The following is a 21,541-nucleotide window of genomic DNA, read 5'->3' as shown; positions in this document are numbered from 1 at the left end:
GCAATGGGTGATTCATGAGCTGCGCCTGCCGCGCCTAACCTCCGCGTCCTTCATAGGCGCCTTCGTCGCCGTCCTCGTCTTCCATCGCGGCCTGCGCGCGTTCCAGCAGATAGCGCTTCAGGCCTTCAAGGCCATCCGGCGTCCAGTCCGTTACGCCGGTGACCGCAACCCATGCATCCACATAATGCTGCGGCGCATAGACGTGTCCATAGCCCATGGGCGTCGCCGTGCCCACCGCCATGTCCAGCGCCAGCTGCAACATCGTCACCACGGGATACCAGCGCAGCTCGGGCGACACGTCCGGTCCCATCGGCGCGTTCATCCACGCGGGCGGACGGTACAGGTCGCGATAGTCGAAGAACGTGACCGGGTCGCTGGCGTATTGCAGGTAGACGACACGCATCGGCCCCCACGGCGCGTCGGCTGGCACCGGCGAGCCGTGCTGGTTCATGAAGCGCACGAAGGCGCCGTCGCGCAGCTCGGGCAGCCACGCGGGCGAGCCGGGATTGCGGGCGTCCGTGATCTTGCGCCAGACCCGACTTTCAAACGGCGGGCCGCTCCACAACGCGCCCTGGATGGGATCGCCGATCATCTCGAACAGTTCGGCCGAGCCGGCGGAGTTCATGGCGCCCAGGCTCAGGCCATGCAGATACAGCCGGGGCCGCCGGTCCTTGGGCAGCGTGGTCCAGTGGCCATACACCGCCTGGAACAGCGCCCGCGCCGCCTCGGCGCCGTATTCGGGTTGCGCCAGCAGCGACAGCGGGCTGGACAGGTACGAATACTGCATTGCCACGCTGGCCACGTCGCCATTGAGCAGGTACTCCAGCGAGTCGGCGGCGGCGGGGTCGACCCACCCCGTGCCGGTTGGCGTGATGACGACCAGCACCGAGCGGTCGAAGGCGCCGACGCGTTTCATCTCGTCCAGCGCAAGCTGCGCGCGGGCCTGCGGCGTGGCCGCGCCGCGCAGGCCGACATAGACGCGGATGGGTTCCAGCGCCTCGCGTCCGGACTGCGTGGTGATCTCGCTGGCTGTCGGGCCCGACGCGATGTATTCGCGGCCCGCACGGCCCAGTTCATTCCAGCGGATCAGCGACGCCGGACCGCCGGTCTTGTTATCGGCGGTCGGCTGCGGGCGTTCGGGTTCCAGCAGCGCGTCGAATTCTTTGAACGAGGCGTCCAGCACGTGCAGCGCGCCACGGAAGAACACGTCGGTCGCGAGCAGCCAGAAGATCAAAAGGGCGATGGCCGCGCCCGTGACGTTGGCCACACGCCGCGGTACGACACGCCGCACCTGCCGGGTCAGATAGCGCGCGATCAGCTTGAACAGCCGCGCCAGCGCCAGCAGCACTGCAAACGTCGCGAGGGCGATCAGGCTGACCTTGATGGGATGTGCACTGGTCACGGGTTCCATCTGCATCAGCGCGCGGATGGTGTTCTGCCATTCGGCTGCGCGGCCCAGGAATACGATCGCCACGGACACGCACAGCAGGCCGATGACGGCATTGATGATGCGCGCGGTCCGGCCGCGTGGCTCGGGCAGTTCCATGTAGGCCCACAGCCAATGCCACAGCACGCCCAGGCCATATCCCGCGGCAAGGCAAGTGCCAGCCAGCACGCCCTGTGTGACGTGGGTGCGGGGGATGAGAGTGGGCGTCAGCGCCGCGGCAAAGAACAGCGTGCCGAGCATGAGGCCGACGCCGGATAGGGACTCCAGGTGCGAGCGCAGGAAGGTAGGCAGGTGGCGGGGCAAGGTCTGCTGCACGGTGGGCGTCCTCATCCGGGAGGGAATGGCGGGGATTCTCGCACGTTGCCGCGCGATGGTCGCGGGTGACGATGATTGTGGGTGCCGAGACGGACGGGGCTGTCAGTCGCGGTCGGGCGCGCCCAGCGGAAAGAGCGTCCGGTAGGGCCGGGCCTCGTCGACCGCCCGCGCGAACGACGGCCGCGCCAGCAGCCGCGCGCGATAGGCCCGCAGATGCGGATAGGCGTCGGCGATCGGGTGGGTCCAGTCGGCGTAGAACAAGGCGGGCGCGGCGGCGCAGTCGGCCAGCGTGAAGTCCGCGCCCGCCGCCCATGTGCGCGTCGCAAGCTGCGCGTCGATCCAGGCGTAGGCCCGTTCCAGCTTCTGCGCGGCCAGCGCCCGCGCTTCGTCACGCTTGGCGGGATCGCCGGTCAGCGCGCCGTTCACCGCGTGCTGCATCCAGTACATGACGTGCAGGTCGAAATAGCGGTCCAGAAAGCGCACGTCCAGCGCGGCCATCGGGTCGGCGGGAATCAGCCGGACCGGGCCGGGGTGGGTCAGTTGCAGGTACTCGATGATGATGCTTGATTCAACGACGTTGCGTTCGCCGTCGACCAGCAGCGGAAACTTGCGCAGCGGCCAGCGCTCGATCCAGTCGGCGGCATGCTGGGGCGTGTCGGGCCCGATGCTGCGGAACTCGAACGGCGTGGCGTTTTCGTACAGCGCAATCAGTGTCTTCTGCGTGTACGACGAAAAGGGATGACCGTAAAGTGCAGGCAGCATTCTCGGAGTCTCCTCGGACGTGGCTCACAGGTTAATGGGTCTCGGGCTGTTTCACCAGACGGACGCTGCCGCGACGCCGCCGTGCGCGCCGGGCGCGAAAAGGAATACAGTGCATGACGGATCCCGGCGCAACGGCTCGGGGCCGACACCAACAATACGGAGACAGGATGGATACGGCAGGCAAGCAGGGCGCCAGCGTGCGCGAACAGGTCGGCGAAACGGAATGGCAGGTCCGCAAGGATCTGGCGGCGTTGTACCGGCTGGTGGCGCTGTTCGGGTGGGACGATCTGATCTTCACGCACATCACCGCCAAGGTGCCGGGCACGGAGCATTTCCTCATCAACCCCTACGGGATGATGTTCGACGAGATCACCGCGTCCAGCCTGGTCAAGATCGACCTGCACGGCAACAAGGTGATGGACTCGGAATACGACATCAATCCCGCGGGCTTCACCATCCACAGCTGTATCCATGCGGCGCGCAAGGATGCGATGTGCGTGCTGCACACGCATTCGATCAACGGCGTGGCGGTCTCGGCGCAGAAGGCGGGCCTCTTGCCGCTGTCGCAGTTCGCGTTCATCGTGCTGCGCTCGCTCAGCTACCACGACTACGAAGGTCTGGCGCTCAATCCCGACGAGCAGCCGCGCCTGGTGCGCGACCTGGGCGCCAACAACTACCTCATCCTGCGCAACCACGGCCTCTTGACCGTGGGTCAGAGCATGGCCGAGGCCTTTCAGGCCATGCACCGGATGGAAGCCGCCTGCATGGTGCAGGTGCGCGCCCAGGCGGGCGGCGAACTGACCCACATTCCCGCGGACATTCTGGCCCGCGCGGCGGTGGAGTCGCCGGCTGACCGCGCCCACAAGGCCCAGCTGGCGTGGCCGGGCCTGCTGCGCCGGCTGGACCGGCGCAATCCGGGCTACGCGGAGTAAGCGTGAAAGCCGGTGTCTGACACCGGCCAGCAGCACACCTCCGCCTACTTCTTCGCAGCCGGATCCGCGGACAGGAACTCGGCGCAATCCGGCAGCGGCGTGGCCGGCTGGTATGACGACGAACCGGCTTGCCACGCGTAAGTCACCGTATAGCTGCACTGATTGTCCACCTGCGGCGCGAGCTGCGCCTTGGTCAGCGCGGGCCGCGCGCTTGAGTCCGCGAGACGGCTGGCCCCTGACGGCGAGCGGGTGGCCTGCGTCCTCACCTGCAGATCCGGCAATTCCTTGCCCGGCAGGGCCTTCAACGATGCCGTGAACTGATAGACATCGCTGCATTGCCCGGCGCGCTTTTCCTGGTCCGCCTCGTTGAAGCACGCCCGGATGGAGGCATCGGCCGAGTACGGCATGACGAGCACCAGGCTCGCGCCGGCCTGCTCGCCCAGATTGACGTCGTATAGATACAGATCCCGGCGTTCGAATCCGCCGCCCGAGAACGGGGTCGACGCCTTGAAGTCGGGCTCCGCCGGGCCGATCACGCCGACCAGCGCCCGCTCTTCGCTCAGGCGGATCAGTTCCGGCCAGACCTTGAAGTCCTTGAAGTCGGGAATGTCGGGCGAGTCCCAGAACCGGTAGTCGGCGCGCAGGGTCCTGCTGGTCGCGAAGGGCCCGTTTTCGTTGAACGCGCCGTCCGTCTTGATGCCCACGCACCAATCGGTCTGGGCGTTGCAGTACAGCTTGTTGTCCGCGTTGAGCTTCAGGGGCTCGGTATCGGGGGCGGCCAATGCCGCGGCGGGCAGGGCGGCGCAGAGCAGCAGGGCAAACACTTTTGACACGATTCTTCCTTCTTGTGGGATGCGCGCGGGCCAGAATGTTACGGCCCGCGCAGCGCCGCTGGGGCGCGCCACATTTTGTAGGGAGTCGAGCCATTGCGCGCGCCCCGATGGTGTCAAAAGATGAACAAACGTATCGGAGTCGATGCCGGTCGCGTCGGCGGCCTCAGTCGCGCACCGGGCCGTCGGGCGTATCGGTTTCCACCAGCCGGGCCAGTTGCAGCAGCGATTCCTGCCAGCCCAGGTAGCACATCTCGGTCGGAATGACCTCGGGAATGCCCTCCTGCACGATGGTCAGTTCCGTGCCGCACGAGACCTGCCGCAGGTTGATGGTCGTCGTCATCTCGCCCGGCAGGGCGGGATCGTCGAAGCGGTCCGTGTAGCGGATCTTCTCGCCTTCCACCAGCTCCAGGTATTCGCCGCCGAACGGCTCGAGGTGGCCGGTGGCGAAGTTGCGAAAGGCCATCCGGTGCTTGCCGCCCACGCGCGCGTCCAGTTCCTGGACCGAGCAGGTGTAGCCATAGGGCGGAAGCCACTTGGCGACCGCGTCGGGTTCGAGAAAGGCGCGATAGACGCGGTCGGGGGAGGCGCGCAGGACGCGCAGGTGTCGTACGGTTCCGGTAGTCATGGTGTAGTCCGCCTTGATTTGAGGGTGGGTGCATGACTACGACGAACCGCCGGCACCCGGATCGACACGGATTTACCTGGGGATTTCCCTAGGTCATGGCGTCTGTCCCGATTGCCGCAGGCGTTCAATGTACGCCGTCAGCGTCTCGGCGTGCCGCTGCTCGGCGCGCAGGCCGACGTGGCCGTCCGCCCGCACCGCCAGCAGCATCATGTCGCCCACGCCCATCCGGGCCGCCGTGGCGGGCTCCAGGTACGCGTCCACGTCGGTCACGCCGTCGCTGGCGGTCAGGGCCACCACCACCTCGATGATGTAGCCGTCAGCCAGCGCCATCAGCCGGCGGCGCAGGTCCGACAGCGGCTGCTGCGCCGTGCCGGGGCCGCCAATCAACAAAACGGTGTGCCCGCGCCGCTTGGCGTACTCATGCAGCTTGCCCCGGCCGCCGGTGGAAAACCGCACGTCGATATGGTCCGGCAGCCGCTGGCCCGGCCAGATGGCCTCGTGCCGGTCACCCATCACGATGGGCGACCCCGCGTAGTCGATGTCGAGTTCGGCTTCCGACACGGCCTCGCGGTGCCGCGCCTCGGGGTTGCCGAAGGCCGCGCGGATCGCCAGATCGCGCGCGCGACGCTCTGCGTTGCCCTGCGCCATCTGCGCGCTTTCGGCGGCATCGCCCGACGCCATCACCATGTCGGCCACGGGCCGGCGCTCGGCGTGATAGCTGTCCAGCAGTGCGGGCGAACAATGTCCCTGGCAGACCAGCGCCAGCTTCCACCCCAGGTTGTAGGCATCCTGCAGGCCGGTGTTCATGCCATGTCCCTGCGCCGGGCTGCACGTGTGCGCGGCGTCGCCCGCCAGCAGCACGCGGCCGGACCGGAACGCGCGCGCCACCTTGGTGTGGCATTCGAAGCGCGCCGGGTGCGAGACGTTGTAAAAGCCGGCGTCAGGCAGGTAGCGCCGCAGCGTGGACAGCGCGTCCTCGACCAGGTCCGACGCCGCGGAGCTGGGGCGCAGGTAGACGCGCCAGCGCTCGCCGGGCAACGCGGTCAGAATCACCGGAATCTGATCCAGGTAGGCGTAATTCGCCTCGAACGCCTCCGGCCAGTCGGGGATGGTGGCGTCGAACACGGCCCACGGCTGGTTGATGTCGTGGCCGTCCTGCTCGATGCCGGTCAGCATCCGCACGGTGCTGTGATGCCCGTCGCAGCCGACGACCCACTGCGCCAGCACCTGCGACAGCTTGCCGCCGCGCTCCACGGTGGCCAGCACGCCGTCTTCCTGTTCCTGCAATCCCACCAGCTTCGTGGCGCGCGTGACCTTGCCGCCCAGCCGCGCCAGATGGTCGGCCAGCACCGTCTCCGTGACTTCTTCCGAGATGCCGATGTTGAAGGGATAGCGGCTGCCGGCAAGTTCCAGGTCGATGATGCCCAGTTCGCTGCCGCCCGCATGAATGCGGGCGCGCCGCTGCTTCACGCCCGCGGCCAGCAGGGGTTCGATGATGCCCAGCGCATCCAGGATTTCAAGTGAACGCGGATGCACGACGGTCGCGCGGTCCCAATCCAGCGGGCGTTCGTGCGCATCGATCAGCAGGCAGTCAACGCCGCGGCGCTGCAATTCGGCGGCGGTCAACAGGCCGGCCGGGCCCGCGCCCACGACCAGGACGGAAATCGAGATCACCATGTCTTGCCCTCAGCAATGTGGTCATCAAGTCCTGCCGCAAGGGATGCAGCCTGCCCGGCAGTCGGAAGCAGCGCGGTCGCGCCGATGCTGCCGGCAGCACGACAAGGGCGGCGCATTGCGCCGCCCCTGCCGTTTCGCGTGTTGCGAAATTAAAGCAGCGCCGGGGCGCCGTCAACGGCAATGCGCGGCACCGCGCGCGAGTGGGGGTGGCACCTCGTTCCGCGGTATGGATGCATCAGTGCGCGCGGTCTCATGCGATGGGATGAGGCGCCGCTCGCCCGGTTGGCCACGTCCGCGAAGGCATCCGCCGTCCGGTCCATTACTATTTCAGCCATGAGCCAGCGCAAGAATCCTTCGAAGCCGGGCGCCGATGCCTGCATCCGCGTGCGAGGCGCGCGGGAACACAACCTGAAGAACGTGGACGTCAGCATCCCGCGCGATGCGCTGGTGGTGTTCGCCGGCGTGTCCGGGTCGGGCAAATCGTCGCTCGCATTCGGCACACTGTACGCCGAAGCGCAGCGCCGCTACCTGGAATCGCTGTCGCCGTACGCCCGCCGCCTGATCGATCAGGTGGGCGTGCCCGACGTCGACGCCATCGATGGTCTGCCGCCCGCCGTGGCCTTGCAGCAGCAGCGCGGCACGCCGAACGTGCGCTCCACGGTCGGCAGCGTCACCACGTTGTCGAGCATGCTGCGGATGCTGTATTCGCGCGCCGGCACCTATCCGGCGCGCCAGCCCATGCTGTACGCCGAGGACTTCTCGCCCAACACGCCGCAGGGCGCCTGCCCGCATTGCCACGGCCTGGGCTACGTGTACGACGTGACCGAGGCATCCATGGTGCCGGACCCGTCGCTGTCCATCCGCGAGCGCGCGATCGCATCGTGGCCGCCGGCGTGGCATGGCCAGAACCTGCGCGACATCCTGGTGACGCTGGGCTACGACGTGGACAAGCCGTGGCGCGACCTGCCCAAGAAGGACCGCGACTGGATTCTCTATACGGACGAGCAGCCCACGGTGCCGGTCTACGCCGGTTTCACGCCGGCCGAAACGCGCGCGGCGCTGCGCCGCAAGACCGAACCCAGCTACATGGGCACCTATACCGGCGCGCGCCGCTACGTCATGCACACGTTCGCCACCACGCAGAGCGCCATGATGAAAAAGCGCGTGGCGCGCTTCATGACCGGCGCGCCCTGCCCGGAATGCGGCGGCCGGCGCCTGAAGCGCGAGGCGCTGTCCGTGACGTTCGCGGGCCTGGACATCGGCAGCCTGTCGCAACTGCCGCTTGCCCGCATCGCAGAGGTTCTGGCGCCCGCCGCCGAAGGCCGGTTCGACGAACACGCGGCGCAGTCTGGATCGACGCGCAGCAAGGCCGCGGGCGTGCGTGCCAACGCCAAGCGCGTGGCGGCCGGCGGGCTGTCGCATGCCGGCAGCAGCGACGTGCGCCGCACGCCGGACCTGTCGCCCGAGAAACGCATCGCGGCGCAGCGCATTGCACATGATCTGGTCGAGCGCATCGGCACGCTGCAGGCGCTGGGCCTGGGCTATCTGGCGATGGACCGGTCCACGCCCACGCTGTCGCCCGGCGAGTTGCAGCGCCTGCGGCTGGCCACGCAGATCCGCTCCAACCTGTTTGGCGTGGTCTACGTGCTGGACGAACCGTCCGCCGGGCTGCACCCCGCGGACGGCCAGGCGCTGCACCGCGCGCTGGATCAGCTGAAAGCGGGCGGCAACACGCTGTTTGTCGTGGAGCACGATCTGGACACGCTGCGCCGCGCCGACTGGCTGGTCGACGTGGGGCCGGGTGCGGGCCAGCACGGCGGGCAGGTGCTGTACAGCGGTCCGCCGGAGGGGCTGCGCAAGGTGAAGGATTCCGTCACCGCCAAGTACCTGTTCGACATGCGCCCCGCCAGCCGCCGCACCCCGCGCGAACCCGCCGGGTGGCTGGAGCTGCGCGGCATTCATCGCAACAACCTGCATGGCGTGGACGCACGCTTTCCGCTGGGCGCGTTCACGGCGGTGACGGGCGTGTCCGGCTCGGGCAAATCCAGCCTGGTCAGTCAGGCGCTGGTCGAACTGGTGGGCGAACACCTGGGCCAGGAACTGCCGGCCGAGGAACCCGACAGCGACCTGCCGCAGCCCGGCAACCTGCCGCGCACCACGGGCCGGCTGCATGCGGGCGGGCAGGCCATCAAGCGCCTGGTCAACGTGGACCAGAAGCCCATCGGCCGCACGCCGCGCTCCAACCTGGCCACCTACACCGGTCTGTTCGATCACGTGCGCAAGCTGTTCGCCGACACCAAGGCCGCGCGCGCCCGGCGCTACAGCGCGGGCCGCTTCTCCTTCAACGTCGCGCAAGGGCGCTGCGAGACCTGCGAGGGCGAAGGCTTCGTCCACGTCGAACTGCTGTTCATGCCCAGCGTGTACGCGCCGTGCCCCACGTGCCACGGCAGCCGCTACAACGCCAAGACGCTTGAAGTCGAGTGGAATGGCCGCAACGTCGCCCAGGTGCTGGACATGACGGTGGACGAAGCGCGCGATTTCTTCAAGGACGAGGCGGTGGTGGCGCGCCCCTTGACGCTGCTGGCCGAGATCGGCCTGGGCTATCTGCGCCTGGGCCAGCCCGCCACTGAACTGTCCGGCGGCGAAGCCCAGCGCATCAAACTGGCCACCGAACTGCAGCGCAGCCAGCGCGGCAACACGCTGTACGTGCTGGACGAGCCCACCACGGGCCTGCACGCGGCGGATGTGGACAAGTTGATGACGCAACTGCACGGCCTCGTGGATGCCGGCAATACCGTCGTCGTGGTCGAACACGACCTGCGCGTCGTCGCGGGCAGCGACTGGATGCTGGACGTCGGACCGGGCGCCGGCGAAGAGGGCGGCGCTATCGTCGCGGCCGGCACCCCGGAAGCCGTCAGCCGCGGCAACGCGGGCGTCACCGCCCCGTTCCTGCGGCGTTTTTTTGACTGAGGAAACATGGAATTCACCTACCGCCTCGCGCGCGGCGAAGACGTCGCGGCCTGCATCGACATCCGGGGCAAGACCCGCGAGAACGCGTTTTCCGCAGCGGACCTCGCCGCGGTCGGCGTCACGCTCGAATCATGGACCGCGGCGGTCCAGGACGGCTCGCTGCCCGGCTACGTGGCCACGGTCGACGGCAAGGTCGCCGGGTACTGTTTCGGAGACACCGAAGCCGGCGAGATCGTCGTCCTGGCGCTGCTGCCCGACTTCGAGGGGCATGGCGCGGGCAAGACGCTGTTGAATCTGGTCGTGCGCGATCTGAAGGCGCTGGGTTTTCAGCGGCTGATCCTGGGATGCGCCAGCGACCCCGCCGTCCGTTCGTATGGCTTTTACCGGCACCTGGGCTGGACATCGACGGGCACGTTCGACGACCGGGGCGACGAGGTGCTGGAGCTGTATCCGTAAGATGCGTTTCGTGAGCGCCCGCGGTCCTACTGCTGCATTTCCTGCGCAAGCGTGGCCTGCATGCGCTCCATGCTTTCCTGACCCACCTGGATCAAGCCGCTGCCCGGCTGATCGATATCCAGGATGAAGGTCAGCACCAGGGCAATCAGCGCAGCAAACATCCCGGTGGAAATCGGCCGCCGCCGTCCATACAGGCCCGTGCCGTACGCGATATAGCCCATCGAGCCGCCCGCCACGATGAACAGCAGGTAGTACACCGGCTCGGGCACGTGATTTTCCAGCGCGACGCGCCGCTTCTCGTTGATCTGCGCCATCTCGTTGATGGCCTGGATGAACATGATCGTGGAGATGGACGGCGGATTCTCGGCCCGCGCCGCCACCGCCGCCCGGATCTGGCGTTCGATGCGGCGTGCCGTGGCGTTGGCGGCGGCAAAACGCGGCGAATCCTGGTCGGCCAGGTGGTAATCCAGCGATGCCGACGTGTATTCGTGCAGCATCTTTGCCACCACCGGCCGGTGCTCAGTGGGAATGAGCTGCGACCGCCAGTAGGCGTTGCCGATGGCGTTGGCCTCTTCCAGCACCAGGTTCTTGCGCGTCTCGAACCGCGTGACCGACATGGCGAACGTAAACCCCAACAGCAGGGCCAGCAGGCCGAGCAGGGCGGTCTGCAGTGCGGTGATGTGCGTCTTGGCGGCCTCGTCGGCCGGCTTGCGCAGCCGGCGGCCAAGGCGATAGCCGACCTCGATGACGCCCAGGAAAATGATGAGCACGACGAAAAAGAGGATGACCTCGTCGACTTCCCGCAGCATGCCGTTTTCCCCCCGGATCGGATTTGCGGATCAGCGTATGCCGATTGCGCGGCGGCGGCAAGCCTGGCCGAACGCCGGGCCATCCTGTCAGCGAAACGCCAACATCTTGGAGTAAGGTGTCGCTTCTTAACCCCAAGACCCGCACGGAGCAGAACTTGAAATACCGCAAACTCGGCCGTACCGACCTGGATGTCAGCCTGATCGGGCTGGGCACCATGACCTGGGGCGAGCAGAACACCGAAGCCGACGCGCATCAGCAACTGGACTACGCGCTGGAGCGCGGCGTCAACCTGGTCGACGTGGCCGAGATGTATCCCGTGCCGCCCAAGCCCGAAACCCAGGGGCTGACCGAAACCTACATCGGCACGTGGCTGGCCAAGACCGGCCGTCGCCAGGACATCGTGCTGGCCAGCAAGGTGGCCGGCCCCGTGCGCGATGCCAAGCGCCCCGGCCACATCCGCGACGGCAAGACCTTCCTGGACCGCAAGAATCTGACCGCGGCCCTGGACGCCAGTCTGAAGCGCCTGCAGACGGATTATCTGGACCTGTATCAGCTGCATTGGCCCGACCGCACCACCGCGACGTTCGGCCAGCTCAACTACCCGTGGGTCGAAGACGAGCACACCGTGCCGATCGAAGAGACGCTGTCGGTCCTGCAGGACTTCGTGCGCGCCGGCAAGGTGCGCCACGTGGGCGTATCCAACGAAACCCCGTGGGGCGTCAGCCAATTCCTGCGCCACGCCCAGAACGCCGACCTGCCGCGCATCGCGTCGATCCAGAACGCCTACAGCCTGCTGAACCGCGTGTACGAAATCGGCCTGTCGGAATTCACGCACCACGAAGGCGTGGGCTTGCTGGCGTATTCGCCGCTGGCGATGGGCATGCTGTGCGGCAAGTATCTGGACGGCGCCAAGCCGGCCGGCGCGCGCCTGACGGTGTACACGCGCTTCACCCGCTACAGCAACCCCCAGGCCGAAGCCGCCACGCGCGAATACGTGGAACTGGCGCGCAAGCATGGCATCTCTCCGACGCATCTGGCGCTGGCTTGGGTGAATCAACGCCCGTTCGTCACCAGCAATCTGATCGGCGCGACGTCGCTGGAGCAGTTGAAGGAAAACATCGACAGTGTTGATGTGACGTTGTCGGCTGAGGTGCTGGACGCGATCAACCAGATCCACGTGCGTCATCCGAATCCGGCGCCTTGAGGCGCGCGGGGCGGGACGGGAAGCCGTTCATGCCCCTATGGAAGGCGGTTGATCTCCTTCGAGGTCAACAACCGAAAAGCTCACTTGCGAAAGCGGTGGGCTTTTTTCATTTCCGAGGGGTAGTTCTGTAATGCCGTCGTTGGCACGCATGTTTGAAGCAGGGGGGGTTCAAATCGTGCGTGGCATCACGGGAGAAAAGTGAATCAGGCAATTTTCGCGTTTATCTGATTCAAGTCGGCTTCTGCGACGCTCAGACTTTCGCGCATCAGTAATTGCCTGGAGCAATGATGACAGCGCGCCCGATCATTCGTGTTGGTGACAAGACGACCCATGGCGGAAGGGTGTTGGAGGGGTTTTCGTCCTACGACATCGACGGCAGGGCGGCGGCAGGGCTTGGTCACAAGGCTATGTCGGTGTGGCGGTCGGATTCACCCCAGATGAACTGACCAACGGAGCAGGGATCGCTCAGGCATTGCATGACACTTTGGGCGCCTTGGCAAAACGGCGAATGCCGACCATGCAGAATCATCCGGAAAACGGCGGATGGCCTGCTAGCGCAGACGATAGGCCGGACCATATTTCAATTCAGTTGGGGTGTGACCTGTACGCAAACGTCAGACCTCATGCACTGACCCCGGACATCCTGCTTGGAACAGTCGAAGCTGTACCGTTGCCTTGGGGAAACAGCAGGGGAAGTTCGAAAGAATTGCACGTCTGCGAACGCTAGCTAGGGCAAATATGCGGATTCTCGGAAGGTCAATTTGCATCCTGCTGGCGTTGCTAGGAGGGTTGTGTGGAAGTCTGGTAATTTGGGGTTCGCTGACGCCTACGGTGGTACTCCACTATGCGCAAGACGCTGCAGCGCCGGTGGTGGTTTACTTCAACGATAATCATCGCCTCACAAGGGAAACCATTCATCCCGGGGAGTCAGTCAGATTTTCGACCACGATGTTTGCGTCGCCGGCGTCGTGGATTGAGGTCAGCACGCCATTCGTCAATCGCCGAAGCGTAGAGATTACGGGCAAGTTCAGTCGGGTGGATGTGTGCATCAGTGCACAAGCGCGGTTTAGCTCGCACACAAGGCATCAGTATTTCTCGCGCTTCACGTCGCCAAGTGAGCCATGCGGGGTTGCCGATCACGGGCGGTAGGAGGCCGACTGCTGTTCGCCAAATCGGAGCGCGACGGAATCGATTTCGATCCCGCAATCCAGGGATCCGTCCACCGCCATCACAGCAGGTCCCGCATTCATGTCTGCCGACGCACCGGAACCTCCCACAACTTCTCCGGCGCAAAATCCGCCTGTTCCCCCTTCTTCGCATACCCCAACGGATTCGCAATCACCCGGCAGCCGTCCTTCACGTAATCCTGCGCGCAATGCAGATGCCCGTGTATCCACACGTCGGCCAGCGGCAGCAATCCATCCAGCGCGTTGCAAAACCCCGCCGTGCCCGGCGTGACGCCATAACGGGGATCAGCACTGGCCAATGTGGGCGCAAAGTGCGTGACGGCCACCGTCGTGCCGTCGAAGGGCACACGCAGGGCGGCGTCCAGCCACGCCTGACAGGCCAGCCCCTGCTCGCGCATCTGTTCAGCCATGAAGGGCGCGCCATGGCGGCGCATCTCGGCCTTTTCCAGATAGAAGTCCGCCGCGCGGAAAGCCTTGGCGCGCTTTTTCAGCGCTTCCCCCAGCGTGTCGTCCGGTGAGGCCAGCGCGTCGAAATCCGTCCACAGCGTCGTGCCGACGAAGCGCACCCCGCCGATGACGGTGGACTCGCGTTCCAGCCACTGGATGCCCAGCGCGTTGCACAGGTCTTGCAGGCGCGCGTGCGCCTCGTCGAAATCCACGTTGTCGTATTCGTGGTTGCCCGGCACGTAGAGGACGGGCGTGGGCCAGCCGTGGCGCGGCGAATAGTCGCCCAGGCCGAAGTCGTCCCGTTCCAGCCGCGAACCCTGACGGTACGAGCCGATGTCGCCCGCCAGCACGAGCAGGTCGGCGCCCGGCAACGGTTGTGCCACAAAGGTGGGATCGGTTTCAAGATGCAAGTCGGAAAGCAGTTGGATCTTCATGGGGGCTATCTTAGGCGACGGACAGCCGCGCTGCGCCTCGCCGGCATCCATGCGACACTTTCCCCCATGCGTTGACCACCCCAATCCCACCCAAAAAGGAGGAATTCCCATGCGTATCGTGTTTGCCGCCGCCGCGCTCCTGCTTGCAGCGGGGGCGCAGGCCCAAGTGCTCAAGTGTGACCAGGCGTCCACCCAGACCGACATGAACCTGTGCGCGGATCAGGCGTATCGCCAGTCCGACGCCGAGTTGAACGCTGCGTACAAGGAAGCGACGGAGCGCCTGAAGGACAGCAAGGACGCCTTGACGCAACTGCAGGCGGCGCAGAAAGCGTGGCTGTTCTTTCGCGATGCCGAATGCGCGTTTTCGTCGACAGGCGTGACGGGCGGCAGCGCCTATCCGATGGTGTTGAGCATGTGCCTGGATAAGCTCACGAAGGCCCGGACCAAGGAATTGCGCGCGTATCTGGCGTGCGAGGAAGGCGACACGAGCTGCCCGGTGCCGCGCAAGCCATGAGTGCTGCCGCGCAGAATGCCGGACATTATGCCAGCCCGGAAGTCGGCACTCCGGACGTCAGCACTCCGAACACCAGCAACCCGGACATCGCCGACCCGGCCGCCGGCATCCCCGACACCGGCCTGATCATTGACGAGCATGGCAAGCCGCGTTGCTTCTGGCAGCCGTCCATGCCGGACTATCACGATCATGAATGGGGCCGGCCCGTCGTGGACGACCGGCGCCTGTTCGAGAAAATCTGTCTGGAAGGTTTTCAGGCCGGCATGGCGTGGATCACGATCCTGCGCAAGCGCGACGCGTTTCGCGAGGCCTTTGACGATTTCGACATGGAACGGGTGGCACGTTATACCGAGCGCGACGTGGAGCGCCTGATGGGCAACGCCGACATTGTGCGCAACCGCGCCAAGATCGCGTCGGCCATCAACAACGCGCAGCGCGCGCTCGAACTGGCCGACGAGACCGGCTCGCTGGCCGGCTGGCTCTGGTCGCATGAACCGCCGCCGCAGGACCGACCGGCGGCGGTGGATAGGCATTATTGGGACAGCAATCCCACGTCCAAGGCGTCGAAAGAACTCTCTCGCGCGCTGAAGCGGCGCGGCTGGACGTTTGTGGGCCCGACGACCATGCATGCCTTCATGCAGGCCGTGGGCATGGTGAACGAGCACATGAGCGGTTGCGTCTGCCATGGGCAGATCGAGGCGGCGCGCGCGTACTTCCGGCGTCCGGGCTGAACCAATGCGAGGCAATGCAGGCGCTGGCGGTATCGCTGGCCTGCAAGTCCGCAAAGACGGGCTGCGTCAGAACCGTGTCAAACCACGCTGATGCGCAACTCGGCCAGCAGCGCCGCCGCCTGCGTCTTGGAAATCGTCGCGCCGGCCAGCCGGGCGGCCGCCGTCGGGTCCAATCCGCCAAGGTCCGCTTCCCGCAGGTCCGCGCCTTCGAAGTGGACGTTTTTCAACGTGGCATTGCGCAGGCTGCCGCCGTGAAACACCGTCTCGCGGAAGTCGCTTCCCGACAGGTCCGCGTCCGAGAAATCCAGCTGCAGCAGATTGCACTTGCGAAACGACACGCCGCGCAGCAGCGCGCCGACCAGCAGGCATTCCTCGAGCGACCAGCCCAGGCACGCAATGCCATCGAAATCCGATCCGGTCAGCTTGCACGACCGGAACTTGGCGCTGGCCAGCCGCGCGCGGCGCCAATTGGCGTTGTTCAGGTCGCAGTTCTGGAAGTGGGCCTCGCTGGCGTCCGCCGACGCAAAGCTGGCCGACCCGCCGCGGCAGCGTAGCCATTGGCTGTCAGTCAAATCCGCGCCCTGGAACGAGGCGCCAGCAATCGCGCAGCCGCTGAACTGGAAGCCGCGCAGTTCCAGGCGCGAAAAGTCTGCGTCCTGAAAGTCGCAGTCCACGAACGACAGCGCCTTGCCTGCCGCCGTCTCGATGAGGGCCTGCATGGCCTTGCGGTCGATGTCCTGGCCCTCGATCGGCGGAGTAACGGGTTGCGTCATGCGGATCAGGCCGAGGCGTCCGACTGCAGACGGCCCAGGATGAACCCGTCGACGGCGCTCGTGCGGCCGCGCCACAGCGTCGGCTGGCCGGCGATGGGCGTGCCGTCGGCGGTGAAGAACAGGGCGTCCGCCAGGTGAATGTAGTTGGGCAGCGGATCGACGGGCTGGGGCAGGCGGAACACGTCGCCCAGTTCGGCCAGCGAGGCGTGCACGGTCTGGCGCGTGTCGGGGTCCAGCGATTCCAGCGAGCCCGAGAAGCTGGCCGCGAAGGTGTCGAAGTACTCGGCGCCCGAGACGATCGAGCCGGAGACCAGCATGCCGCCCATCTGCAACGTCACGCCAATGCTTTCGATCTGGCTGCCGTTGTTGACGAGGTTGACCAGGAACTGCAGGAAGGCGTCTGCGGCGGGCGTGGCGGCAGCGGGCTGGGTCGAAGGGGTGTCGATGCTCATGAGAACGGTCTCTGGAAGATTTGCGAGAGGCACAAGATACTCGAAGGGCGCTAAAAATGGTCGGACCGCAATCCGCAGAGAAACGGGCGGTTCGGGCGGCTGACCCGGTTTTCCGGCAGCGCGGGCCGGGAGTATGTTGGCACCCTGACCGCCAATCCCTCTGGAGCATCCATGAGCAGCGTGAATTTCCTGGGTATCAATGCCGCCGCCGGCCAGTCCGCGGCGGCCGCCAAAAATGCCAACGCCAACGCCGGCGAAAGCTTCCGCGCGGCGTTTGCCGATGCCACCGAGCGCAATCGTTCTGCCATGGGCCAAGGCGTGTCCGGCGCCTCGCAGGCCGCGCCGTCGCAGGCCGAAAAGGAATTCCTGGACTACGCCGGCATGTCGCTCGAGGACAAGATGTTCTACGCGGCGCTGGCGAGCCTGGGCATTTCCAAGGAAGAATACGACGCCATGTCGGCCGCCGAACGCCTGGAAGTCGCCAAGAAGGTCGCCCTGGCGATGCAGCAATTGGCGAAGGCCGAGAACACGCAGGAAGTGCTCTGACGCGTTGACCGCCCGATGCGAAAAGGCCCGCTTGCGCGGGCCTTTTTCACCTTACCAGCCCCAGCAGGTGCCGGCCGCAGGCTTGCCGCAGGTGCGGTAGTTCACCGCGAACCACAGCTTGCCCGCGCCGCGCGGCGTGCCGTCGGACGTCTTGACGTCGTTGCGCGGCAGTTCCTCCAGCGTGTCGCGCGCCGTCTTGGTGGCCGAGCCGCTGGCGGCATTGGCTTCCAGGACGATGCGGCCCAGGCTGGCGGCGTCGCGGTCTTCGAACACGATAGCCGTGTCAGCCAACGCGCTCATCTTCACCGACGCATCGCGCACGGCGGCGGCGTAGCTGTCGTTGGCCCCGGTGGGCAGGATGTCCTTGTTCAGCGTACTGACCGCCAGGATTTCCGCGGGCGTTGCCGGCGCCTGCATCTTGTATTGGTCCAGGCCCTGCAGCTGCCCGGCCGCGGCCTGGCGGCGCAGCCAGTCGCCCCACAGGAATTCCGCGAATTCAGGCAGGTTGCCGTTGCTGTAGGCGATGTCGCGCGTGAAATACACCAGTGAGCGGTAGCGGTCTTCCTGCATGCCGCCGGGCTCCTGCGCACTGGCGAGGCCGACGCGCGTGGGCAGCTGGTCGACGGTGATCGGCTGGTTCTGGCCGTCACGCAACCATGCCCGGCGCTCGTCGACCAGACGCTGCCAGAAGGCCGCCGCGGTCGGGAGGTCGCTGTAGTTGGCGTCGACCTTCACCCACACGGGGAGCTTCGGGCCGCCATCAGATATCTCGCGCAGGGACGAGAACGTGTGGTGGCCGTCGGTCAGGTACAGGTTGCCGTCCCAGCCCACGATCACCGTCTTCAGGTTGGCCGTATTCGTGCCCGGCGCGTCCAGGCAGGTGAACGTTTCGGGCTTGTCCAGGCGCGCGGCGCGCGCCTCGGCGATGCTCTGGAACTTCTGCGCGCGCTCGGCGCCGCCCACGTCCTCGCAATAGTCGTCGAACTTCTTGCCGACGGTGCGGTTCAGGTAATCCAGTTGCAGAACTGGGTCGGCCGCCCAGGTGGCGCGGTCGAAGTCGCCTTGCCAGCGGCCGAGCTTGTAATAGATCTGGTCGTAGCCGATCGCGGCCTGGGTCGGATGCAGTTCCTCGATGCGGACCTGGATGACGTCGCCCGCCTTCTTCTGCAGATAGGCCGTGTTGCGCGGAGGCGTTTGGGGTTCGGGTTCCGGTTCCGGTTGCGGCTGCGGCGTGGGCTGCGGCGCCGGGGTTTCAGCGACGGGCGGCTGGACGTCGTCATCGTCATCATCGCCGCCGCCATTGCAGGCAGCCAGGGCCAGCGGCAACAAAGCCAGGGCCAGGGCGCGCATCAGGCGCGACGGACGGAAAAGGGGAGAAAGCGCGGATTCGGTACGGGAGGGCATGGCAGTTCTTGGGGGCTGCGATCAGTAAGGGAGGCCGATCATGCCGGACGCGTGTTTCCTGCGCATTGCACGTCACCGAGAACCTGACCGAGCATAGGCCGCGCGCGCGGCCGGGGGCAAGGAGATAATGGCAGCGCGTCCGGCACCGGACCGGGCGTCAAGCAGACACATACCAAGGAGGCTGCCGGCAATGGCTTACATCACATTCTGGCGCGACTGCGTCGTACTGACGCTGAGCGCGATCGGCTTTGGCGCCGCCGCGGAAGATCGCGCCGCGAACGCGCGCGGCGCCCAACTGCTGGAGGCATCCGGCAAGGGCGATGCGGCGCGCGTGCGCCAATTGCTGGCAGAGGGCGCGCCGATCGAGGCGCGGGACGGGCAGGGCAATACGCCGCTGCTGCGCGCCACGCAAGGCAACCACGTGCAGGCCGCGGCGGCGCTGATCGACGCCGGCGCAAACGTGAACGCCCAGAACGGCATGCAGGACAGCGCATACCTGCTGGCGGGCGCGCAGGGCTATCGAGAGATATTGGAGCTGACGCTGTCGCATGGCGCCGACCTGAAAAGCACCAACCGCTATGGCGGCACGGCCCTGATTCCGGCGTGCGAGCGCGGCCACGTCGAGGTCGTGAAGCGGCTGCTGCAGGCGGGCGTGGATCCCAACCACGTCAACCGGCTGGGCTGGACGGGGCTGCTCGAGGCCATCATCCTGAGCGACGGCGGACCGCGCCATCAGGCCATCGTGGCGCTGCTGATAGAGGGGGGAGCGGACGTGAATCTGCCCGACAAGGATGGGCTTACGCCATTGCAGCACGCGCGTCAGCGCGGCCAGACGGAAATCGTGCAGATGCTGGAGCGCGCCCGGGCGCGGTAGCGACCCGGGCGGCAGGATGGGCCGGCGCCGCGGGGCGGCCGGCCCGGCACACGCTTAGAACTGGTGGCGGATGCCCACGCCGGCGGCGGTGCTCTTCAGACCGTCGATGAACGCGTAGTCCGTGCCGTACGAACCGTAGGCGTACAGGTTGGTGCGCTTGGACAGGTCGTAGGTGTAGCCCACGCTGTACACATTCATGTTGGCGTCGCCGCCGGTCAGCTTGTCGTTGGACGGAGCCACGTGCTGCCACGAGGTGAACAGGCTGCCCGAGGCGCCCACCGGGAACGTCGCGCCCAGCATGTAGGAATTGGCCTTGAAGCCGTCAACGAAGCGGTTGGTGCCGAACTCATCGCTGAACGGTGTGCCCGACGGCAGATCCTGGCCGACGAACCAGCCGTCGGTGGTGCGGCCGTAAGCGGCAGCCAGCTTGACCACTTCCAGGTCGTACGAAGCGCCGACGGCGTATTGGCGCGGCGTGGCGCCGTTGTCGACGGTGCTGCGGTTGGCGCCGTTCAGCTGGTCGTACGTCAGCGTCACGTTCAGGGGACCCTGCACATAGCGCAGGCCGGTGGTGATGCCGCGCGTGTTGTCGGCGGTCTGGAAGCCGGTCTGGTCCGAGGTGGTGTCGTCCACGCTGAACGAGTAGCCCACGGCGAATTCAAAGCCGTTCACCGACGGGGTGCGGTACATGACCATGTTGTCCCAGCGCATGGTGTTGGCCGCGCTGAAACCCAGGCCCAGGTTGGATTGGGTGTAGCTGGTGTAGAAGGGGTCGATGTCGGCCAGGTAGTTCGAGCCGACCGTGGCCTGACGGCCGAATTCCAGCGAGCCCCAGGCGTCGTTGGCCAGACCGATGGTGGCTTGGCGGCCGAACAGGCGGCCGGATTGGCCGCGCTGGCCGTTGGCCGAATCAAAGCCGCTTTCCAGCTTGAAGACGGCGCGCAGGCCGTCGCCCAGATCTTCGGATCCGCGCAGGCCCCAGCGGGAGCCGGCCTGGATGCCGTTGATCATGCCGACTTTGGAACCACTGTAGCCATCGCCCTTGATCTTGTTGTAGCCGAGGCCGGTGTCGATGACACCATAGAGGGTGACTGACGGTTCTGCCTGGGCAACGCCTGCGAAAGAGGCCAGCATTGCCGCGGCGAGCAGCGTCTTTTTCATCCGGAAAACTCCTGAGTTGCAGTTGAAGAAAAAGCAAAAGGAACACGACGCCAAGCATCAACCCGACGGTGTTCCTCGGCGCATAGTGTAGAACAATGCGTTAATTGTCGTTATCCACCGTCAATTCTTGCCAAAATTCGAACACTTTCTAGTGGGGCGTTCAGGTGCTTTTTCTGGGACGAAGCCGAGCGAATTGACCTTGCGGCGTCATAGTGGCATCTTGCCCAAAACCTCAATCACGGAACCCGCTCCTTGGACTTTCCCCAACCGCTCGTCACCGTCGACGCCGTCCTTCTTACCCTGCGCGAATCCGGCCTGGAAGTCGCGTTGCATCAGCGCGACCGCGAGCCGCTTCAGGGCGCCATGGCGCTGCCGGGTGGCGTGGTGCACGCCAACGAAGACACGTCCACCGAAGACAGCATCCGGCGTGTATTGCGCGACAAGACCGGCTTCGAGCCGCGCTACCTGGAGCAATTGCAGGTGTTTTCCGGTCAGGATCGGGATCCCCGGGGATGGTCGATGTCGGTCGCCTATGTGGCGCTGGTGCCCGCCGCCGAACTGGAAGCCGCCACCCGCGCGGAATTCCGTTTTGTCAGTGTGGACGCCTTGCCGCCGCTGGCGTTCGACCATGCGGACATCATCACTGCCGCCGTGGACCGCCTTCGCAGCAAATCCACGTACTCCACGCTGCCGTTTTTCCTGCTCCCCGAGCGCTTCACGCTGACCCAACTGCAGCACACCTACGAGGCGATCCTGCAGACCCGGCTCGAGAAGTCGAACTTCCGCAGGAAGATGGAAGCGTGGGGGGCGCTGGAGGCAACCGTCGAAGTTGTCGGGGGCGCGCAGCGTCCGGCGCGTCTTTACCGGTTGAAGGATTTCACCTTTTTCGACCGGAGCGTCGGCTGATTCGACGGGACGAGCCTTTTGCAACCCAAAGATAGTTGCAAAACAACAATAAGTAGGCATATACTGGCCTCACTTAGTTTT

At 66.0% G+C, this 21,541-nt stretch carries 22 protein-coding genes; 11 read left to right on the top strand and 11 right to left on the bottom strand.

Annotated features, from left to right (window positions below):
• Positions 1-34: 34 nt before the first annotated feature.
• Both AB3147_RS22925 and AB3147_RS22920 read right to left on the bottom strand, forming a co-directional pair.
• The gene (locus AB3147_RS22925) at positions 35-1,762 is read right to left on the bottom strand and encodes an alpha/beta hydrolase (protein ID WP_224776715.1); all 1,728 of its coding nucleotides are present in this window, start codon (positions 1,760-1,762) and stop codon (positions 35-37) included.
• Positions 1,763-1,864: 102 nt separating this feature from the next.
• Positions 1,865-2,524: a glutathione S-transferase family protein gene (locus AB3147_RS22920; RefSeq protein WP_343737925.1), complete on the bottom strand. Its 660-nt coding sequence runs from the start codon at positions 2,522-2,524 to the stop codon at positions 1,865-1,867.
• Between the two features lie 167 nt (positions 2,525-2,691).
• On the opposite strand from AB3147_RS22920, the gene AB3147_RS22915 reads away from it, so the two are divergent.
• Complete coding sequence (locus AB3147_RS22915) at positions 2,692-3,456, top strand: class II aldolase/adducin family protein (RefSeq protein WP_175137640.1); 765 nt, start codon at positions 2,692-2,694, stop codon at positions 3,454-3,456.
• Positions 3,457-3,500: 44 nt separating this feature from the next.
• On the opposite strand, the gene AB3147_RS22910 is transcribed toward AB3147_RS22915, so the two are convergent.
• From AB3147_RS22910 to AB3147_RS22900, 3 genes are all read right to left on the bottom strand, one after another.
• On the bottom strand, positions 3,501-4,289 hold the full coding sequence (locus AB3147_RS22910; RefSeq protein ID WP_367353043.1) for a hypothetical protein: 789 nt from the start codon (positions 4,287-4,289) through the stop codon (positions 3,501-3,503).
• A 163-nt stretch (positions 4,290-4,452) separates the two neighbouring features.
• The gene (locus AB3147_RS22905; RefSeq protein WP_367353042.1) at positions 4,453-4,914 is read right to left on the bottom strand and encodes an SRPBCC family protein; all 462 of its coding nucleotides are present in this window, start codon (positions 4,912-4,914) and stop codon (positions 4,453-4,455) included.
• A 93-nt stretch (positions 4,915-5,007) separates the two neighbouring features.
• Positions 5,008-6,591, bottom strand: coding sequence for an FAD-dependent monooxygenase (locus AB3147_RS22900; RefSeq protein ID WP_239216571.1), 1,584 nt, complete (start codon positions 6,589-6,591; stop codon positions 5,008-5,010).
• A 333-nt stretch (positions 6,592-6,924) separates the two neighbouring features.
• On the opposite strand from AB3147_RS22900, the gene uvrA reads away from it, so the two are divergent.
• Complete coding sequence (uvrA, locus tag AB3147_RS22895; RefSeq protein WP_367353041.1) at positions 6,925-9,561, top strand: excinuclease ABC subunit UvrA; 2,637 nt, start codon at positions 6,925-6,927, stop codon at positions 9,559-9,561.
• Positions 9,562-9,567: 6 nt separating this feature from the next.
• Positions 9,568-10,017: a GNAT family N-acetyltransferase gene (locus AB3147_RS22890; protein WP_367353040.1), complete on the top strand. Its 450-nt coding sequence runs from the start codon at positions 9,568-9,570 to the stop codon at positions 10,015-10,017.
• A 26-nt stretch (positions 10,018-10,043) separates the two neighbouring features.
• On the opposite strand, the gene AB3147_RS22885 is transcribed toward AB3147_RS22890, so the two are convergent.
• Positions 10,044-10,826, bottom strand: a complete 783-nt coding sequence (locus AB3147_RS22885) for a bestrophin-like domain (RefSeq protein WP_175137645.1) — start codon at positions 10,824-10,826, stop codon at positions 10,044-10,046.
• 155 nt (positions 10,827-10,981) lie between these two features.
• Here AB3147_RS22885 and AB3147_RS22880 point away from each other — a divergent pair, with 155 nt between their 5' ends.
• The 3 genes from AB3147_RS22880 to AB3147_RS22870 all read left to right on the top strand — a co-directional run bounded on the left by AB3147_RS22880 (position 10,982) and on the right by AB3147_RS22870 (position 12,758).
• Positions 10,982-12,031 (top strand): NADP(H)-dependent aldo-keto reductase, encoded by a 1,050-nt coding sequence (locus AB3147_RS22880; protein WP_175137646.1) that lies wholly within the window; start codon positions 10,982-10,984, stop codon positions 12,029-12,031.
• A gap of 284 nt (positions 12,032-12,315) precedes the next feature.
• Positions 12,316-12,477: a PAAR domain-containing protein gene (locus tag AB3147_RS22875; protein ID WP_367353039.1), complete on the top strand. Its 162-nt coding sequence runs from the start codon at positions 12,316-12,318 to the stop codon at positions 12,475-12,477.
• Positions 12,447-12,758 (top strand): polymorphic toxin type 44 domain-containing protein, encoded by a 312-nt coding sequence (locus AB3147_RS22870; RefSeq protein WP_367353038.1) that lies wholly within the window; start codon positions 12,447-12,449, stop codon positions 12,756-12,758. The genes AB3147_RS22875 and AB3147_RS22870 overlap by 31 nt, the downstream gene beginning before the upstream one ends.
• Positions 12,759-13,277: 519 nt before the next feature.
• Here AB3147_RS22870 and AB3147_RS22865 read toward each other — a convergent pair.
• The gene (locus AB3147_RS22865; RefSeq protein WP_367353037.1) at positions 13,278-14,099 is read right to left on the bottom strand and encodes a metallophosphoesterase; all 822 of its coding nucleotides are present in this window, start codon (positions 14,097-14,099) and stop codon (positions 13,278-13,280) included.
• Positions 14,100-14,208: 109 nt separating this feature from the next.
• Here AB3147_RS22865 and AB3147_RS22860 point away from each other — a divergent pair, with 109 nt between their 5' ends.
• Both AB3147_RS22860 and AB3147_RS22855 read left to right on the top strand, forming a co-directional pair.
• Positions 14,209-14,613, top strand: a complete 405-nt coding sequence (locus AB3147_RS22860; protein ID WP_056558453.1) for a lysozyme inhibitor LprI family protein — start codon at positions 14,209-14,211, stop codon at positions 14,611-14,613.
• Positions 14,614-14,783: 170 nt separating this feature from the next.
• Complete coding sequence (locus AB3147_RS22855; protein WP_367353575.1) at positions 14,784-15,344, top strand: DNA-3-methyladenine glycosylase I; 561 nt, start codon at positions 14,784-14,786, stop codon at positions 15,342-15,344.
• Positions 15,345-15,421: 77 nt separating this feature from the next.
• On the opposite strand, the gene AB3147_RS22850 is transcribed toward AB3147_RS22855, so the two are convergent.
• Both AB3147_RS22850 and gvpU read right to left on the bottom strand, forming a co-directional pair.
• Positions 15,422-16,117 carry a pentapeptide repeat-containing protein gene (locus AB3147_RS22850; RefSeq protein WP_367353036.1) on the bottom strand — a complete coding sequence of 232 codons (696 nt, stop codon included), beginning with the start codon at positions 16,115-16,117 and terminating at the stop codon, positions 15,422-15,424.
• Positions 16,118-16,122: 5 nt separating this feature from the next.
• Complete coding sequence (gene gvpU, locus AB3147_RS22845; RefSeq protein WP_367353035.1) at positions 16,123-16,569, bottom strand: gas vesicle accessory protein GvpU; 447 nt, start codon at positions 16,567-16,569, stop codon at positions 16,123-16,125.
• Positions 16,570-16,740: 171 nt separating this feature from the next.
• Here gvpU and AB3147_RS22840 point away from each other — a divergent pair, with 171 nt between their 5' ends.
• Complete coding sequence (locus AB3147_RS22840) at positions 16,741-17,115, top strand: hypothetical protein (protein WP_367353034.1); 375 nt, start codon at positions 16,741-16,743, stop codon at positions 17,113-17,115.
• Between the two features lie 51 nt (positions 17,116-17,166).
• Here the strand turns inward: AB3147_RS22840 and AB3147_RS22835 are convergent, their stop codons facing one another.
• Complete coding sequence (locus tag AB3147_RS22835; protein ID WP_367353033.1) at positions 17,167-18,519, bottom strand: ParB/Srx family N-terminal domain-containing protein; 1,353 nt, start codon at positions 18,517-18,519, stop codon at positions 17,167-17,169.
• Positions 18,520-18,709: 190 nt separating this feature from the next.
• On the opposite strand from AB3147_RS22835, the gene AB3147_RS22830 reads away from it, so the two are divergent.
• Complete coding sequence (locus AB3147_RS22830; protein ID WP_367353032.1) at positions 18,710-19,393, top strand: ankyrin repeat domain-containing protein; 684 nt, start codon at positions 18,710-18,712, stop codon at positions 19,391-19,393.
• 54 nt (positions 19,394-19,447) lie between these two features.
• Here AB3147_RS22830 and AB3147_RS22825 read toward each other — a convergent pair whose 3' ends face one another.
• Positions 19,448-20,554 (bottom strand): porin, encoded by a 1,107-nt coding sequence (locus tag AB3147_RS22825; RefSeq protein WP_175122742.1) that lies wholly within the window; start codon positions 20,552-20,554, stop codon positions 19,448-19,450.
• Positions 20,555-20,806: 252 nt separating this feature from the next.
• Between AB3147_RS22825 and AB3147_RS22820 the strand changes: the two genes are divergently transcribed.
• On the top strand, positions 20,807-21,460 hold the full coding sequence (locus tag AB3147_RS22820; protein WP_367353031.1) for an NUDIX hydrolase: 654 nt from the start codon (positions 20,807-20,809) through the stop codon (positions 21,458-21,460).
• Positions 21,461-21,541: the final 81 nt, after the last annotated feature.

The sequence above is a fragment of the Achromobacter animicus genome (genome assembly GCF_040775605.1).
In the GTDB taxonomy this organism is placed as follows: domain Bacteria; phylum Pseudomonadota; class Gammaproteobacteria; order Burkholderiales; family Burkholderiaceae_B; genus Achromobacter; species Achromobacter animicus.
The sequence above is the reverse complement of the archived record's forward strand: the minus strand, read 5'-3'. Positions and strand labels throughout refer to the sequence as shown.

Bases quoted from the DNA above. Each gene is read 5' to 3' on its own strand.
- AB3147_RS22920 (WP_343737925.1), bottom strand. From the start codon at position 2,524: ATGCTGCCTGCACTTTACGGTCATCCCTTTTCGTCGTACACGCAGAAG.
- AB3147_RS22915 (WP_175137640.1), top strand. From the start codon at position 2,692: ATGGATACGGCAGGCAAGCAGGGCGCCAGCGTGCGCGAACAGGTCGGC.
- AB3147_RS22905 (WP_367353042.1), bottom strand. From the start codon at position 4,914: ATGACTACCGGAACCGTACGACACCTGCGCGTCCTGCGCGCCTCCCCC.
- AB3147_RS22900 (WP_239216571.1), bottom strand. From the start codon at position 6,591: ATGGTGATCTCGATTTCCGTCCTGGTCGTGGGCGCGGGCCCGGCCGGC.
- uvrA (WP_367353041.1), top strand. From the start codon at position 6,925: ATGAGCCAGCGCAAGAATCCTTCGAAGCCGGGCGCCGATGCCTGCATC.
- AB3147_RS22890 (WP_367353040.1), top strand. From the start codon at position 9,568: ATGGAATTCACCTACCGCCTCGCGCGCGGCGAAGACGTCGCGGCCTGC.
- AB3147_RS22885 (WP_175137645.1), bottom strand. From the start codon at position 10,826: ATGCTGCGGGAAGTCGACGAGGTCATCCTCTTTTTCGTCGTGCTCATC.
- AB3147_RS22875 (WP_367353039.1), top strand. From the start codon at position 12,316: ATGATGACAGCGCGCCCGATCATTCGTGTTGGTGACAAGACGACCCAT.
- AB3147_RS22865 (WP_367353037.1), bottom strand. From the start codon at position 14,099: ATGAAGATCCAACTGCTTTCCGACTTGCATCTTGAAACCGATCCCACC.
- AB3147_RS22860 (WP_056558453.1), top strand. From the start codon at position 14,209: ATGCGTATCGTGTTTGCCGCCGCCGCGCTCCTGCTTGCAGCGGGGGCG.
- AB3147_RS22855 (WP_367353575.1), top strand. From the start codon at position 14,784: ATGCCGGACTATCACGATCATGAATGGGGCCGGCCCGTCGTGGACGAC.
- AB3147_RS22850 (WP_367353036.1), bottom strand. From the start codon at position 16,117: ATGACGCAACCCGTTACTCCGCCGATCGAGGGCCAGGACATCGACCGC.
- gvpU (WP_367353035.1), bottom strand. From the start codon at position 16,569: ATGAGCATCGACACCCCTTCGACCCAGCCCGCTGCCGCCACGCCCGCC.
- AB3147_RS22840 (WP_367353034.1), top strand. From the start codon at position 16,741: ATGAGCAGCGTGAATTTCCTGGGTATCAATGCCGCCGCCGGCCAGTCC.
- AB3147_RS22835 (WP_367353033.1), bottom strand. From the start codon at position 18,519: ATGCCCTCCCGTACCGAATCCGCGCTTTCTCCCCTTTTCCGTCCGTCG.
- AB3147_RS22830 (WP_367353032.1), top strand. From the start codon at position 18,710: ATGGCTTACATCACATTCTGGCGCGACTGCGTCGTACTGACGCTGAGC.
- AB3147_RS22825 (WP_175122742.1), bottom strand. From the start codon at position 20,554: ATGAAAAAGACGCTGCTCGCCGCGGCAATGCTGGCCTCTTTCGCAGGC.